13 protein-coding genes are annotated in these 14,694 nt (G+C 65.7%); 6 read left to right on the top strand and 7 right to left on the bottom strand.

Going from position 1 to position 14,694, the window contains the following annotated elements; translation table 11 throughout:
* Positions 1 to 143: 143 nt before the first annotated feature.
* Complete coding sequence (gene plsY, locus NX784_RS10500; RefSeq protein WP_258816594.1) at positions 144 to 785, bottom strand: glycerol-3-phosphate 1-O-acyltransferase PlsY; 642 nt, start codon at positions 783 to 785, stop codon at positions 144 to 146.
* A gap of 73 nt (positions 786 to 858) precedes the next feature.
* The gene (gene ybaK, locus NX784_RS10495; protein ID WP_258816593.1) at positions 859 to 1,350 is read right to left on the bottom strand and encodes a Cys-tRNA(Pro) deacylase; all 492 of its coding nucleotides are present in this window, start codon (positions 1,348 to 1,350) and stop codon (positions 859 to 861) included.
* Positions 1,351 to 1,388: 38 nt separating this feature from the next.
* Here ybaK and NX784_RS10490 point away from each other — a divergent pair, with 38 nt between their 5' ends.
* The 3 genes from NX784_RS10490 (at position 1,389) to NX784_RS10480 (ending at position 7,027) form a co-directional block, all read left to right on the top strand.
* Positions 1,389 to 2,360 (top strand): endonuclease/exonuclease/phosphatase family protein, encoded by a 972-nt coding sequence (locus tag NX784_RS10490; RefSeq protein WP_258816592.1) that lies wholly within the window; start codon positions 1,389 to 1,391, stop codon positions 2,358 to 2,360.
* A 347-nt stretch (positions 2,361 to 2,707) separates the two neighbouring features.
* A complete protein-coding gene (locus NX784_RS10485; RefSeq protein WP_258816590.1) occupies positions 2,708 to 3,925 on the top strand; it encodes an efflux RND transporter periplasmic adaptor subunit in 1,218 nt (405 codons plus the stop codon).
* A gap of 3 nt (positions 3,926 to 3,928) precedes the next feature.
* Positions 3,929 to 7,027 (top strand): efflux RND transporter permease subunit, encoded by a 3,099-nt coding sequence (locus tag NX784_RS10480; RefSeq protein WP_258816589.1) that lies wholly within the window; start codon positions 3,929 to 3,931, stop codon positions 7,025 to 7,027.
* 161 nt (positions 7,028 to 7,188) lie between these two features.
* Here the strand turns inward: NX784_RS10480 and NX784_RS10475 are convergent, their stop codons facing one another.
* The 4 genes from NX784_RS10475 to NX784_RS10460 all read right to left on the bottom strand — a co-directional run bounded on the left by NX784_RS10475 (position 7,189) and on the right by NX784_RS10460 (position 10,304).
* On the bottom strand, positions 7,189 to 7,371 hold the full coding sequence (locus NX784_RS10475) for a hypothetical protein (protein ID WP_258816588.1): 183 nt from the start codon (positions 7,369 to 7,371) through the stop codon (positions 7,189 to 7,191).
* A 74-nt stretch (positions 7,372 to 7,445) separates the two neighbouring features.
* On the bottom strand, positions 7,446 to 8,351 hold the full coding sequence (gene xerD, locus NX784_RS10470) for a site-specific tyrosine recombinase XerD (protein WP_258816587.1): 906 nt from the start codon (positions 8,349 to 8,351) through the stop codon (positions 7,446 to 7,448).
* Positions 8,324 to 8,854, bottom strand: a complete 531-nt coding sequence (locus tag NX784_RS10465; RefSeq protein ID WP_258816586.1) for a methylated-DNA--[protein]-cysteine S-methyltransferase — start codon at positions 8,852 to 8,854, stop codon at positions 8,324 to 8,326. Before NX784_RS10465 ends, xerD begins: the two co-directional genes overlap by 28 nt.
* A gap of 421 nt (positions 8,855 to 9,275) precedes the next feature.
* Complete coding sequence (locus NX784_RS10460) at positions 9,276 to 10,304, bottom strand: TRAP transporter substrate-binding protein (RefSeq protein ID WP_258816585.1); 1,029 nt, start codon at positions 10,302 to 10,304, stop codon at positions 9,276 to 9,278.
* Positions 10,305 to 10,426: 122 nt separating this feature from the next.
* On the opposite strand from NX784_RS10460, the gene NX784_RS10455 reads away from it, so the two are divergent.
* The 3 genes from NX784_RS10455 to NX784_RS10445 all read left to right on the top strand — a co-directional run bounded on the left by NX784_RS10455 (position 10,427) and on the right by NX784_RS10445 (position 13,560).
* The gene (locus NX784_RS10455) at positions 10,427 to 12,433 is read left to right on the top strand and encodes a PAS domain-containing sensor histidine kinase (RefSeq protein WP_258816584.1); all 2,007 of its coding nucleotides are present in this window, start codon (positions 10,427 to 10,429) and stop codon (positions 12,431 to 12,433) included.
* 39 nt (positions 12,434 to 12,472) lie between these two features.
* Positions 12,473 to 13,066 (top strand): response regulator transcription factor, encoded by a 594-nt coding sequence (locus NX784_RS10450; protein ID WP_258816582.1) that lies wholly within the window; start codon positions 12,473 to 12,475, stop codon positions 13,064 to 13,066.
* Positions 13,067 to 13,206: 140 nt separating this feature from the next.
* The gene (locus NX784_RS10445) at positions 13,207 to 13,560 is read left to right on the top strand and encodes a DUF3052 family protein (protein ID WP_258816751.1); all 354 of its coding nucleotides are present in this window, start codon (positions 13,207 to 13,209) and stop codon (positions 13,558 to 13,560) included.
* Positions 13,561 to 13,563: 3 nt separating this feature from the next.
* Here the strand turns inward: NX784_RS10445 and queG are convergent, their stop codons facing one another.
* The gene (gene queG / locus NX784_RS10440; protein ID WP_258816581.1) at positions 13,564 to 14,679 is read right to left on the bottom strand and encodes a tRNA epoxyqueuosine(34) reductase QueG; all 1,116 of its coding nucleotides are present in this window, start codon (positions 14,677 to 14,679) and stop codon (positions 13,564 to 13,566) included.
* Between the last annotated feature and the right edge of the window lie 15 nt (positions 14,680 to 14,694).

Below are 14,694 nucleotides of genomic sequence, written 5' to 3'. Positions count from 1 at the left end.
GTTTCACCGCCTTTCTCGTTACATTCACTGACGCCACATCGTCGTTGCAGCGGATGGCATATGGTGACACATCGAACGAAAGGCAGCAGCGCGCCAAACAAATTCGGCGAATCCAAAAGAAAAGGGGCCGACCGGCCCCTGTGTCATTTCTTCCGGGTCGCCGCCTTGGCAGGCACGGCGCCTTTCGATTTGCTGCCGATCTTCGATTCCTTGCCGGCCAGGAGGTTGCCGATGTTGCTGCTGTGGCGGTACAGCAGCAACAGGCTCATCGCGATGACGGCGAACAGTTTTTCGTCGGCACCGAACAGCAGGCCATAATAAAACGGTGCGAACACGGCGGCCACCAGCGCGGCCAGCGACGAGTAACGGAACGCGTACGCGACGACGAGCCACGTGACCAAGGTCGCGAGGCCCAGCCAGACGTTCAGGCCCAGCAGCACGCCCAGCGCCGTCGCCACGCCCTTGCCGCCGACGAAGCGGAAGAACACGGGCCACAGGTGCCCCAGGAACACGGCGATCGCCACGAGGGCCACGCCGCCGTCCTCGACGCCGAAGCGCTCGCCGAACTGGATGGCGAACCACACGGCCAGCCAGCCCTTGGCGCAGTCGCCGACGAGCGTGGCGATGGCGGCCTTCTTGCTGCCCGAGCGCAGCACGTTGGTGGCGCCCGGGTTTTTCGAGCCGTACGTACGCGGGTCGGCCAGGCCGAACAGGCGGCTCGCCACGACGGCGAAGGAAATCGAGCCGATCAGGTAGGCTGCGATGGTGAACAGAATTGTGTACATGAGTCTCTTTTCTTCATCCTGGCCGGGAATCCGGCGCGCGTGAAATATACACCACGGCCGAGCCCGGCGATAGTCAATCGGCCAGCGCGCACTGCACGGGGCGGGCCTTCAGCACGTCGACGAGCACGGCAGGGTCGATACCGACGAGGAAGCCGCGCCGTCCGCCGTTGATGTAGATCTTATCCAGTTGCAGGACGCTTTCCTCGACGTACACCGGCATCGCCTTGCGCACGCCGAACGGCGATGTGCCGCCCACCATATAGCCGGAATGGCGCTGGGCGACGTCCGGCTTGCACGGCTCGACGGCCTTGCACGGGATGGCGCGCGCCAGGTTCTTCGTCGACACCTTACAGTCGCCATGCATCAGCACGATCAGCGGCTTGGCCGCTTCGTCCTGCATGACGAGGGTCTTGACGACGGCGTGTTCGTCCACGCCCAGTTCGCGCGCCGACACGGTCGTGCCGCCATGTTCCTCGTAGTCGTACGGATGCTCCGAAAACGCGACCCCATGCTTGCGCAGGAACTGTGTTGCCGGGGTTTCGGAGATGTGCTCTTTCTTGGCCATGCGTGTTACGCTAAATGCAAACGGAGGAGTTGCTTATTATGCAGCAAGAGATTCGCTTTGCCACCTTCAACGTGTGTAACCTCGCCCCGCCGGGCGCCAGGCTGTACGACAACCTGGAACCCAGCACACCCGAGGAATACGAAGCGAAGATCGCCTGGACCGCGCACCAGGTCGACATGCTCGGCGCCGACGTCATCGGATTCCAGGAAGTGTTTTCCCAGGCCGCGCTGGCGGAGGCGCTGTCGCGCACGCGGCGCTTCCGCGATGCCGTCCACGTCGGCTTCGATCCCGACCCGGACGCCGACAAGCTGACCCCGAGCGTCGCCCTCGCCTCCCGCCTGCCGCTGGCCGACGCGCCCCGCCAACTGCCGTATTTTCCGCCCGGCATATCGATGCCTCCCGGCAATCGCGATCCCGAGCGCTTCACGCGCGCGCCGCTGCACGCTGCCATCCAGCTGGCACCCGACCTCGTCTCCGACGTCGTCGTTGTGCACCTGAAGTCGCGCCGCCCCGATTACCGCGCGGGTGACACGGGCGACGATCCGCAGCTGTATGCATTGGCGTCGCTGCGCTCGCTGATCCGGCGCGGCACGGAGGCGGCCGCGCTGCGCGTGCTGCTGACCGAGCTCGGCCGCGGACAGCGCCGGCCGCGCATCGTTCTGGGCGATTTCAACGACGTGGCCGACGCCGTCACGACCGGCATCGTGCTGGGCATCGGCGCACCGAGCGGCGACCGTTTATATGACGCCTGCCAGTTGCAGGGCCGCCAGGACCTGCTGCGCCATGTCGGCTTTTCCAACGTGCACGATGGTTATCACACGACCATCGACCACATCCTCGTGTCGGCGGAATTCAATCGCGACGTGCCGGGTGCGCTGGGCGAAGTCGTCGACGTCGTTTACCTGAACGATCACCTCGACCTAGGGCTGCCGGAGGCGTCCGATCACGGGCAGGTGCTGGCGCGGCTCCGCTTGTTCGATCAGCCCGGAACACTAACCGGCGACGGTTAACGTAGGGTGGACGGGTTCCCCGTCCACGCGTTCAACATCCGCCAGCACGGACACGACGTATCCAATGTCGCGTACCGCCGCGTGGGCAGCGCCAGCGTTTCGGCAACGCTGCCATTGCTGGTGGAGCTGCCCACCCTACGTCTATCCACCGCCCGTCCAACCGGACACGCGTCCGCCCCGGCTTTTACGCACTTCAGCGTCCCTTTTGCACCGCTCGTCGCATTCCGATAGCGGTTCGTCATGCCCAAACCTACCATGCTCTCATGCGCTGGGAGCTCCATCCTGCCCTGCAGGACGGAGCACTTGCGCTCCCGCTCCGCTCGCTCACCTCCACATAAAGAACAATCATGAAGATCGAGTCCCTGCCCCTGTCTGCCGAACAGGTCACCGCGAAAAAGACGCCGCGCCGCCGCACCAAGGTCGTCGCGCTGACGGTGCTCGCCGTCGCGCTCGGCGGTGCCGGCGCCTACGCGCTGAGCCACCGCGTCGCGCCCGCGCCGGCGGCCGCGCATGCCCCCGCCGCGAAGGACCCCGTGCATGAGCTGTCGCCGCGCGACATCGCCCGCGTCGAGGCGCGGTCGCTCGCCGTCACGCTACCCGTCACGGGCTCGCTGACACCGCTGTCGCAAGCGACCGTCAAGTCGAAGGTGTCGGGCATCGTGCTGTCGAGCGCCGTGCAGGAAGGCATGGACGTGAAGGCCGGCCAGGTGATCGCGCAACTCGACCCCGCCGAGGCGCGCGCCCGCGTGGCCCAGCAGCAGGCAATGCTCGCGGACGCGCAGGCGCGCCTTGCGCTCGCGAAGAAGAACCTGGCGAACAGCGCGTCGCTGCTCAAGCAGAACTTCATCGCACAGAACGCGTACGACACGTCCGCGAACGCCGTCGACCTCGCACAGGCCGCCGTCGATTCGACGCGCGCCCAGCTCGACCTCGCGCGTATCGCGCTGGCCGACACGACGATCCATGCGCCGCTGTCGGGCGTCGTCAGCAGGCGCCATGCGCAGGCCGGCGAGAAGCTGGCGCCGGACAGCCCAGTGTTCTCGATCGTCGACCTGAAGCACCTGACGCTCGACGCGCAGGTGCCGGCATCCGACATCCCGCGCGTGCGCGTCGGCCAGGACGTGCAGTTCAAGGTCGACGGCTTCGACGGCCGCACGTTCGCCGGCAAGGTCGCGCGCATCAACCCGGCTACGGAGACGGGCTCGCGCGCCATGATCGTGTACGTGGACGTGGCGAACCCGGACGGCGTCCTGCGCGCCGGCATGTTCGCGAAAGGGACGATCGTCACCGAGAAATCGGCACCGCACCCGCTGCTGCCGATCGGCGCCGTCCGCAAGGACAACGGCCGCGACGTCGTCTACCGCGTCGAGGCGGGCAAGGTCGTCGCGCAGCCCGTGACCCTGGGCCTGCGCAACCAGGACGAAGGCCTCGTCGAAGCGCTCGACGGTGCGCAGGCCGGCATGACGGTGCTCGCGGTGCCGCTGGACGGCGTCAAGCCGGGCAGCAAGGTGAAACTGCCCGATGCCGCCACCGCCGATACGGCCGCCCTGGCGAAGAAAGGCTGAGCCATGTGGATCACCCGCACCAGCATCAAGTATCCCGTCTTCGCCACGATGGTCATGGTCGGCCTGATGGTGCTCGGCCTGTTCGCGTACCGCGGCCTGGGCGTCGAGAGCATGCCGAACATCGAGATCCCGGCCGTCTTCATCGAGACGCAATATCCGGGCGCGTCGCCCGAACAGGTCGAGAATGACGTCACGCGTCCGCTCGAGGAAGCGGCCAACACGGTGGGCGGCATCAAGACGATCCGCGCCACGTCGTGGGAAGGCCGCTCCGGTGTCGGCATCGAATTCCAGCTGACCGTCGACATGAACCGCGCCGTGCAGGACCTGCGCGACCGCATCAGCACCGTCCGCGGCGGCTTCCCGCGCGAGGTGAAGGAACCCGTCGTGTTCCGCGAGGAAGGCGAAAACACGCAGCCCGTCGTGCTGCTGGCGCTGACGTCGAAGGAACGCAGCCTGCGCGACCTGTCGATGCTGACGGACCAGGTGATCGTCAAGCGCATCCAGGCCGTGGCCGGCGTGGGCCAGGTCCGCGTCAACGGCAAGCAGGACCGCCAGGTGCTGATCGACATCCGCCCCGACCAGCTGAAAAGCCTGGACGTGGGCATCGACGAGGTGATGAACGCCATCACGGCGACGAACGCCAACCTGCCCGCGGGCCGCATCAGCCACGGCGCGCGCGAGAACCTCGTGCGCATCGAAGGCAAGATGAAGGAAGCGGCCGACTTCAAGCGCATCGTCGTCGCCAACCGCACGGGCGGCCCGATCTACCTGAGCCAGGTGGCCGACATCTCGGACGGCGCCGCGGAAGAACAATCGATCTCGCGCGTGAACGGCGTGCGCGCCATCACGCTGGAGATCGCGAAAATCCAGGACGCCAACACGGTCGACGTGGGCAACGGCGTGCGGGCCGCCATCGCGGCGATGAAGGACACGCTGCCGAAGGACATCGAATTCCGCATCCTGGACGACAAGGCGAAGAACGTGCAGAGCCAGGTCGACAACGTCAAGGAAACGATCGTCGAGGGCGCCCTGCTGACCATGGTGATCGTGTTCTTCTTCCTGCATTCGTGGCGCAGCACGATCATCACGGGCCTCACCCTGCCGATCTCCGTGCTGGCCAGCTTCATCGCGATGAAATGGTTCGGCTTCACGCTGAACTTCCTCACGCTGATGGCGCTGTCGCTGTGCATCGGCCTCCTCATCGACGACGCCATCGTCGTGCGCGAGAACATCGTGCGCCACCTCGGCATGGGCAAGAACCACGTGCGCGCCGCGGAAGACGGCACCAACGAGATCGGCCTCGCTGTGATGGCGACGACGTTCGCCATCGTCGCCGTGTTCGTCCCGATCGCCTTCATGAAGGGCATCATCGGCCGCTTCTTCCTGCAGTTCGGGATCACGGTCGCCGTGGCCGTGCTGGTGTCGCTGTTCGTCAGCTTCACGCTCGACCCGATGCTGTCGTCCGTGTGGCCCGACCCCGCCAAGGACCGCTTCAAGTACGTGCCGTGGCTGGGACGCCTGATGGCACGCATCGAGCACGGCATCGAGTGGCTGCATCGCGTGTACGCGAAGGTGCTGGCGCTGGCGCTTAACTGGCGCAAATCGACGCTGCTGCTGGCCGTCGTGCTGTTCGCGGGCAGCCTGCTGCTGGTGCCGAAGATCGGCGGCGAGTTCGTGCCGCAGGTCGACGACGGCTTCATCCAGCTGCGCCTGAAGACGCCGATCGGCTCCAGCCTCGACTACTCGGACGCGAAGCTGCGCCAGGCCGAGGCCGCGCTGGCCGGGTTCAAGGAAATCGAGAGCGTCTCGACGATCGTCGGTTCGTGGGAAGGCCGCAACTACTCGCAGGTGAACCTGAAACTGACGAACGTGCACAAGACGCACCGCCGCTCGCAGCAGGAGATGGAAAAGGTCATCCGCGAACGCCTCGAGAAAATCGCCGGCATCTCGCTGACCGTGGGCCAGCGCCCGATCTACATCGCCATCCTCGGCAACGACGAGACGAAACTGGACGCCGTCGCCCACACGCTGATGGACAAGATGCGCAAGATCCGCGGCGTGGCCGACATCGAGTACAGCCAGGAAGGCGCGAACCCGGCCACCATCGTCAAGATCAATCACGAACTGGCGTCCGACCTCGGGCTCACCGTGCAGCAGATCGGCACGGCGCTGCGCCCGTTCGTCGCCGGCGACCAGACCAACCGCTGGCTCGCGCCGGATGGCCAGAACTACGAAGTCAACGTGCAGCTGCCGAAGTCGGGCCGCGAGAAGGTGGCCGACCTGGCCGACCTGTCGGTGGCGTCGAGCAAGCGCGACGCGATGGGCAACCCCGTGATGGTGCCGCTGCGCCAGGTCGTGCAATTTGTCCCGTCCACGAGCCCGCAGATGCTCAAGCGGCAGGCGCTGCAGCGCCGCGTCGCCGTGTTCGCGGGCCTCGACGGCCGTCCGCTGGGCGACGTCATGGGCGAAGTGAACAAGGCGATGAAGGCCATGCAGCTGCCGGACGGCGTGCGCTTCGACGTCGGCGGCGACGCCCAGCAGATGGACGAGACGATGGCCGGCTTCGGCGTCGCGCTGGGCATCGCCGTCATCTTCATCTACCTCGTGCTGGCGTCGCAGTTCGGCAGCTTCCTGCAGCCGATCGCGATCATGGTGTCGCTGCCGCTCTCGTTGATCGGCGTGCTCGTCGCCCTGCTCGTGACGAAGACCACGTTGAACATCTTTTCCGTCATCGGCGTCGTGATGCTGATGGGCCTCGTGACGAAGAACGCGATCCTGCTCGTGGACTTCGCGAACCACGGCCAGCGCGAAGGCCGCGGACAATTCGACGCGCTGATGGAAGCCGGACAGGTGCGCCTGCGCCCGATCCTCATGACGACCTTGGCGATGATCTTCGGCATGCTGCCGATGGCGATCGGCATGGGCGAAGGCGGCGAAACGCAGGCACCGATGGGGCGCGCGGTGATCGGCGGGGTGATCACGTCGACCTTGCTGACGCTTGTGGTCGTGCCGGTCGCTTACACCTATCTCGACAGCTTCGGCAAGCGCGTGGCCGCGTGGTTCAAGCGCGGGCACGACGAGAACGCTGCAGTAACGCCGTAGGGTGGACGGGTTGTCATTGGGTCCCCCGGACCCAATGACTCCACGCGGTGATACGCGCCGTGACAGCGGTCGAGCACGAGAGCGGAGCCGTTCGTTGAACGCGTGGACGGCAAAGCCGTCCACCCTACGATTGCCCGGCGATGGTCGGGCCACAAACAAGGTCAAGCCGGATCGTGCTCCTGCTGCGCTTCCTCGCCTGAATCTTCATCGAGCGCCGGCCCGTCTTCCCCGCCTTCGCCCTTGTGCTGTTTGGCTTCCTGCTTCTTGCGCGCCTTTTCTTCGGCCTTGCGCTTCTTCTCCAACTCCCGTTGCCGTTTTTCGTACTGGAAATTTGTCTTGGCCATGCTCACCTCGAGGCTGTCGTTGGAAATGTCGTACCGGGCCATTATGGACCAGTCATCCCGCGTCGTCTTGAGAATTAACCACGCGGGTGGTGCTGCGCGTGCAGGTGCTTCAGGCGCTCGCGCGCGACGTGGGTGTAGATCTGGGTCGTCGAAATGTCGGAATGGCCCAGCAGAAGTTGTACCACGCGCAGGTCGGCGCCGTGGTTCAGCAGATGCGTGGCGAACGCGTGGCGCAGGGTGTGCGGCGACAGCGGCGCCTTGATGCCCGCCTTCGCCGCATGCTTCTTGATGATCACCCAGAACATCTGGCGCGTCATCGCGCCGCCGCGGTTCGTGACGAACAGCGCGTCGTCGACCTGGCCGTCGAGGATGACGCCGCGCGCCTCCTTCATATAGCGCTCCAGCCAGTCGCGCGCCTGCTCGCCGAACGGCACGAGGCGTGTCTTGCTGCCCTTGCCCGTGATGCGCAGCACGCCGTCGTTCAGGCTCAGCTCGACCACCTTCAACGCGACGAGTTCCGACACGCGCAGGCCGCTCGCGTACATCAGCTCCAGCATCGTGCGCTCGCGCAGGCCCAGCGGCGTCGCCACGTCGGGCGCGGCCAGCAGCGCGTCGACCTGGGCTTCCGTCAGCGTGTGCACGAAGCGCTGCGGCTGTTTTGCCGACGCCATCTTCAGGCACGGGTCGGTGTCGATGCGGCGCTCGCGCAGCGCCAGTTGATAGAAGCGCTTCAGCACCGACAGCCGGCGGTTGGCCGAGCTGGGCTTCGTGTCTTCATGGCGTTCGGCGAAATAGGCGGCGATGTCGTGCGGTTCGACGGCGTACAGGTCGCGCCGGTCGGGGCGCTTGACTTCCAGCCAGCGCGCGAACAGGCGCAGGTCGCGCCGGTAGGCGTCGAGGGAATTCTTCGCGAGGCCGTGCTCGAGCCAGAGCGTGTCGCAGAACGCGTCGATCAGGGGAAGATTGACTGCTGCTGCCATGGCATCTCGAGCGCCAGCGCGCCTTCGTGGCGCAGCAGCCAGCGCTTGATCCCGAGCTGGAATCCGTGTTCGTCGTCGCTGCTGGAAAAGCCGCCCAGGCCGCCGGATGCCGTCACGCGGTGGCACGGGATCACGAGCGGGAACCAGTTGGCGCCGCAGGCCTGGCCGACGGCGCGCGGTGCGGATTCCAGCTGCTTGGCGATCTCGCCGTACGTGCGCACGCTGCCGCGCGGGATCGCGCAGATCGTGTCCCACACGCGCCGCTGGAACGCGCTGCCCGCTTCCTTCAGCGGCAGGTCGAAGCGGAAATCGGGATCGTCGAAATAGCGCGCCACCTGGACGGCGGCCTGCTCGGCGACGGCGTCCTGCGCCGATTTTTCCTGGTAATGCGCCGGCAGGTAGACCAGCTCGCGCAGCCGGCCATCCTCGGTGCGGATGCCCATCGCTCCAAACGGCGCCGCGATGATGGCGCTGAAGATGTCGCTGCCTTGTTGTGTGTTCATCGATGCAGTGTAAGACCCGGCACGCACGATCGCAAGTCCCGGCCCGGGCAAAAAAAAACGCACCCTCGGGTGCGCTTTTAATTTGGTCACGTTTTCGGCTGCCTGGTCAATGCCGGCGGCATCATATAAAACGTGTGTCTCCTCCTAACTGTTTTCCAGTAAATTTTGTATTTACCGGTTTCTTTTCCCTCTCCCCAAATCGTATTCGGTTCGCTTTCGCCGCACCAGGTTGGTGCCAAAAGGTGCCCCATCATAACGCAACCGCATAAGAAAAGCGTAGTTTTTTATATACATTCACGAAATATATTTCGGTCATAAGCCCCCGCGACATGTCATAAAACAGTCTACCCCCGTGTTTCATTGATTGCAGGTAACTAATATTCGGTGGAGACGCCTTTTGGTGCACCGGCTGCTGGCGTGGTCACCAGGCCTTCGCCGTCATGGGCGCCATGGTGCGCGACGTCGTCTGGTTGATCGCATCGATGAGGTCCTTGCCGATCCGCGCTTCCATCTGTTTTTGCACGGGCAGCAGCGCGCGGCGCCAGTCGGCCTGTTCCTGCGGCGTCAGTGTATAGACTTTCGTTTTGCCCGTCTTGCGGATCGCGTCCAGCGCCGCGTCGTTGTCGCGCTGGGCGATCGTCTTCTCGAAGGCGGTGGCTTCGCGCATGGCCTGTTCCAGTTCGTCGCGGATGTCGCGCGGCAGGCCGTCCCAGAACTTCTTGTTGACGATGACGGCGTAGCCGAGATAACCGTGGTTCGACACCGTCACGTACTTCTGCACCTCGTTCATCCGCTGCGTCAGCATGTTGGATGGCGGATTCTCCGTGCCGTCCACGACGTGCGCCTGCAGCGCCGGATAGACTTCGGAAAACGCCAGCACCTGCGGCACGGCGCCGAGCGCGCGCATCTGCGCGTCGAGCACCTTCGAGCCCTGGATACGCATGCGCAGGCCGTGGAAGTCGTCCGGGCTGTGCAGCGGGCGGTTGGCCGACATCACTTTGAAGCCGTTGTCCCAGTATGCCAGCCCCGTGATGCCCTTGGATTCCAGCTTCTGCAGCAGCCTCTTGCCGATCGGTCCTTCCGTCACGGCATACAGCGCCGATTTCGTGGGGAAGATGTACGGCAGGTCGAACGCCTCGAATTCCTTCAGGCCCAGCGGCGCGAACTTCGCGAGCGACGGCGCCAGCATCTGCACGGCGCCCAGTTGCAGCGCTTCCAGCTCTTCCTTGTCCTTGTACAGCTGGCTGTTCGGATAGACTTCGACTTTGACCCGCCCGTGCGTCAGCTGTTCCGCGAGCACGCGGAAGCGTTCGGCGGCTTGGCCCTTGGGCGCGTCCGGCGCGACGACGTGGCTGAACTTGATGATGATCGGAGCCTGGGCCTGCACGCCGCCGGCGGCGCCGAGTCCCGCCAGCACGGCGAGCGCGGCCAGCATGGCTTTGATGCGCATAAATTTCCTCTTACCGCGGTGTATATTCGGATACCGATTACCAGTGTGCCGGTTCGGCTGCCTGGCCGCTATCGTGGAAAACCACGACAGACGGTTGCTGGCAAAAGATGAAACGTTATCACATGAAAACATCCTTTACCTTGCCCCGCCCCGTTCCGGAAGGCCCATGGCGCTGGCTGGTGCCCGTGCTGCTCGTCCTGCTATTCCTGCTCGTCCTGCTGTGGCTGCCGTGGCAGGCACGCCAGATGGAGAGCAACGAGCGCCAGGAACAGCTGATCGCCGACACCTTGTGGGTCGAGCAGACGCTGCGCTTCGAACTCGCGCGCAGCGAGGAAGCGCTGGCAGCGCTGGGCGCCGACCTCGCCATCGAGACCCCGCCGCCGGCCGCCCTGCAGGCGCGCCTCGCGCAGATGTTCAAGAACGGCCACGAACTGCAGCGCATCATCTGGTACGACGCGAACGGCCAGGTCAAGGCGAGCCGCGGGCTGGAACTGCCGCCGGACGGCCTCACGCAGTCGTCGCGCGACGCCGCGGTGATGTCGCGCAGCACGCGCCTGGGCCGCTACAGCGAACCGTATGGCGCCAAGGGCCTCGTACACGGCCTGATCGACTTCCACCTGCCGCTGTACCACGCCGGCAAGTATATGGGGAGCCTCGTGGCCACCTACAACCTGCAGACGCTGCTGGACGAGAACGTGCCGTGGTGGTTCGCGCAGGACAACGCCCTCGCCCTGCTCGACCGCGACGACCACGTCGTGGCGCAGCGCGCCGCGGGCGGTCCGGGCCGCGGCGTCTACACGCACAAGCGCGCGCTCGACCTGCCGGGGTCGCAAATCGTGCTGTCCACCGACAGCGTCAAGGGCGCGCCGAAGCTGCTGCCGAATCTGCTCGTGGGGTCCGTGGTCGTGCTGGCGCTGGGCCTCGTGATCTCGCTCGTGGCGTTGTGGCGCCACATCGCGCGCACGATCGCGGCCGAGAACGCGCTGCGCCAGCAGATGGCGTTCCGCACGGCGATGGAAGATTCGCTGCTCACGGGCCTGCGCGCGCGCGACCTCGAAGGCCGCGTCACCTACGTCAACCCCGCGTTCTGCCGCATCGTCGGACTGCCGCCGGAAGAATTGCTGGGCAAGACGCCGCCGATGCCCTACTGGGCGCCGGAAGCGATGGCCGAATACGAGAGCCGCTTCCGCCAGGTGCTGTCCGGCCACGCGACGCCGCAGTTCGAGACGGTGTTCCAGCGCTCGGACGGGGTGCGGGTGCCCGTGCTCGTGTTCGAGGCGCCTCTCGTCGACGCCAACGGCCAGCACACGGGCTGGATGAGTTCCATCCTCGACATCACGGACCGCAAGCGCGCCGAGGAACTCAACCGCCAGCAGCAGGAAAAACTGGAAACGAGCGCACGTCTCGCCACGATGGGCGAGATCTCGTCGATGCTCGCGCACGAACTGAACCAGCCGCTGGCCGCCATCTCCAGCTACACGGCGGGCGCGCTGAACGTCCTCGCGCGCGCCGACGGCGCCGGCGCGGATGGGGCGAAAACGGCGCTCGACGCGGGCATGCTCAAGCGCGCGCTGGAACAGGCGAACACGCAGGCGCGCCGGGCCGGCCAGATCATCCGCAGCGTGCACGAATTCGTCAAGAAGCGCGAGCCGCGCCGCGAGACCGTCGCCATTCCCCACGTCGTCGACGGCATCCGCGCCCTCGTCGAACTGCAGGCGCGCCAGAGCTACGTCAGCCTGGTCGTCGACGTCCCGCCCGACCTGCCGCCCGTGCTGGCCGACCGCGTGCTGATCGAACAGGTACTGTTGAACCTCACGCGCAATGCGATCGAGGCCATGCAGGCCGTCGATCCGGAGCGGCGCGTGCTCCGCATCGCGGGGCATATGAGCGAACAGGGTCAGGTGGCCGTGTCCGTGATCGACAACGGCCACGGCATCGCGCCGGAAGTGGCCGAACGCCTGTTCTCGCCGTTCTTCTCGACGAAGGCGGAAGGCATGGGCATGGGCCTGTCGATCTGCCGCACGGCGATCGAATTCCACGGCGGTACCCTCACGCACGCCGCCAATCCGGGCGGCGGCACCGTCTTTACGTTTACGTTGCAGCAAGCGCAGGAAGCGCCCGTTACCTGAGCCTTCCCGTTACAATACGGCGAAAAAAAGGAGACACGCATGCTGCACATCGTCGACGACGAAGACGTCATCCGCGACGCCCTCGAATGGCTGGCGCACTCGCGCGGATTGCCGGCGCGCGGCCATGCGGGCGGCCAGGCCTTCCTCGACGCCCTGGGCGACCGCTTCACGGCCGACGCCGAGCATGGCGACTGCGTGCTGCTGGACGTGCGCATGCCGGGCATGAACGGCATCGCCGTGTTCGACCAGCTGGTGGCGCGCGGCCTGCTGGCGCGCCTGCCCGTGATCTTCCTGACCGGCCACGGCGACGTGCCGATGGCCGTCGATTCCCTCAAACGCGGCGCCTTCGACTTCTTCGAAAAACCGTTCAACGACAACCAGCTGATGGACCGCGTCGACGAAGCCCTCGCCGCCTCGCGCAAGGCCGCCTCCGGCGACGCCATCCGCGCGCGCCTCGCCACGTTGTCGGCACGGGAGCGCGAAGTCCTCGACCTCATCCTGGCCGGGAATATGAACAAGGTCGTGGCGGACAAGCTCGGCATCAGCATGCGCACGGTCGAAGTGCACCGGGCGCACATCTTCGACAAGATGCAGGTCAAGACGGCCGTCGAGCTGGCCGGATTGTTAAAGTAACACCTGCGCACGGCTGGCCGCGTGGCCTGTGCCGCACGGGGTTCGCTTGTAAAATCAACCTGAACATGGAGTGGTCGAACTCACCACGTCGAAACATTCTTTAGGGAACGCAGATGAGCGAGAAGACAATTGCCGACAAAATGTTCTTGAAAACCGCGAAATCGATGCTGATCCTGAACGGGAACGTTCACCCGGGCATGGTGTCGCAGATGCCGGCGAGTCTCATCAAGCCGGACCAGGACAAGGTCGACGTGGTATTGCTGTTCGCCATGAACCGCAAGGAACTCGAACAATACTTCCCGGTCGCCAAGCAACGTCTCGGCGACAAGGGCTCGCTGTGGGTCGCTTACCTGAAGCAGACGGCCTCCAAGGCCACCGACATCAACCGCGATTCGATCAATGCCTATGCCAAGGAAAACGGCATCACGGGCGTCGCCATGATTTCCATCGATGGCGACTGGTCGGGACTGCGCATGAAGCGCATCGAACCGTAACGCTCACCCCGCCGCGCCGTGGCGCGCGAGCGCCCACGCGACGTGCTCGCGCACGAGGGCCGACGGGTGGTCCACGCGGGCGCGCAGCGCGGCGACGATCTCGTTCGACGTTGCGGCCTCAATCGCCGCATTACCAAGACCGACAGCAAGGTTGCGCAGCCAGCGCTCGTGCCCGATGCGCCGGATCGGACTGCCTTCGAGGCGGCGGTTGAATTCGTCCTCGCTCCAGCCGAACAGCTCGACGAGCCCCGCCGCGCCGAGGCCGTTGCGCTCGTCGAAATCGGGCAGGCTCGAACGCTGCGCGAACTTGTTCCAAGGGCAGACCAGCTGGCAATCGTCGCAGCCGTAGATGCGGTTGCCGATCAGGGAACGCAAGTCTTCGGGAATCGCGCCCTTCAACTCGATGGTCAAATAAGAGATGCAGCGGCGCGCATCGAGCCGGCCAGGCCCAAGGATGGCGCCCGTCGGACAGGCGTCGATGCAGGCGCTGCACTGGCCGCAGTGGGCGCCAGTGGGCTCGTCGACAGGCAGCGGCAGGTCGACGAGGATCTCGCCGATGAAGAACGTGGAGCCGGCCTCCCGGCTCAGCAATAACGTGTGCTTGCCGCGCCAGCCGAGGCCCGCCTTCTGCGCCAGCGGCAGCTCCATCACGGGCGCGGAATCCGTGAACACGCGGTAGCCGTAGTCGCCGACGGCGGCGCGGATGCGGTCTGCCAGTTGCTGCAGCCGGTTGCGCAGCACCTTGTGGTAGTCGCGGCCGCGCGCATAGATCGACACCACGGCCGCCTGCGGATCGAGCTGGCGCAGGCGTTCGCGCGCGCGCCAGTCGGCGTCCGTATCCATCGGCAGGTAGTCCATGCGTGCGCTGATGACGCGCACCGTGCCCGGCACCAGCTCGGCCGGCCGGGCGCGCTTCATGCCGTGGCTTGCCATATAATCCATCTCGCCATGATGGCCGGCGTCCAGCCATGCCTGCAGGCCCGGCTCCTGGTCGGCCAGGTCGACGTCGGTGATGCGCACGTCGGCAAAGCCCAGTTCCGCGCCCCAGGTCTTGATGGCCTGGGCGAGTGCGGCAAGATCGGGCTCGACGGGAATCTGAACGGGAAGCTGGGCGGACATGGGCGGACCTACAAA

The sequence above is a fragment of the Massilia pinisoli genome (assembly GCF_024753285.1).
Lineage (GTDB): Bacteria > Pseudomonadota > Gammaproteobacteria > Burkholderiales > Burkholderiaceae_D > Telluria > Telluria pinisoli.
Note: the sequence above shows the minus strand (reverse complement) of the source record. Positions and strands in the feature narration are given on the sequence as shown.

Bases quoted from the DNA above. Each gene is read 5' to 3' on its own strand.
- plsY (WP_258816594.1), bottom strand. From the start codon at position 785: ATGTACACAATTCTGTTCACCATCGCAGCCTACCTGATCGGCTCGATT.
- ybaK (WP_258816593.1), bottom strand. From the start codon at position 1,350: ATGGCCAAGAAAGAGCACATCTCCGAAACCCCGGCAACACAGTTCCTG.
- NX784_RS10490 (WP_258816592.1), top strand. From the start codon at position 1,389: ATGCAGCAAGAGATTCGCTTTGCCACCTTCAACGTGTGTAACCTCGCC.
- NX784_RS10485 (WP_258816590.1), top strand. From the start codon at position 2,708: ATGAAGATCGAGTCCCTGCCCCTGTCTGCCGAACAGGTCACCGCGAAA.
- NX784_RS10480 (WP_258816589.1), top strand. From the start codon at position 3,929: ATGTGGATCACCCGCACCAGCATCAAGTATCCCGTCTTCGCCACGATG.
- NX784_RS10475 (WP_258816588.1), bottom strand. From the start codon at position 7,371: ATGGCCAAGACAAATTTCCAGTACGAAAAACGGCAACGGGAGTTGGAG.
- xerD (WP_258816587.1), bottom strand. From the start codon at position 8,351: ATGGCAGCAGCAGTCAATCTTCCCCTGATCGACGCGTTCTGCGACACG.
- NX784_RS10465 (WP_258816586.1), bottom strand. From the start codon at position 8,854: ATGAACACACAACAAGGCAGCGACATCTTCAGCGCCATCATCGCGGCG.
- NX784_RS10460 (WP_258816585.1), bottom strand. From the start codon at position 10,304: ATGCGCATCAAAGCCATGCTGGCCGCGCTCGCCGTGCTGGCGGGACTC.
- NX784_RS10455 (WP_258816584.1), top strand. From the start codon at position 10,427: ATGAAAACATCCTTTACCTTGCCCCGCCCCGTTCCGGAAGGCCCATGG.
- NX784_RS10450 (WP_258816582.1), top strand. From the start codon at position 12,473: ATGCTGCACATCGTCGACGACGAAGACGTCATCCGCGACGCCCTCGAA.
- NX784_RS10445 (WP_258816751.1), top strand. From the start codon at position 13,207: ATGTTCTTGAAAACCGCGAAATCGATGCTGATCCTGAACGGGAACGTT.
- queG (WP_258816581.1), bottom strand. From the start codon at position 14,679: ATGTCCGCCCAGCTTCCCGTTCAGATTCCCGTCGAGCCCGATCTTGCC.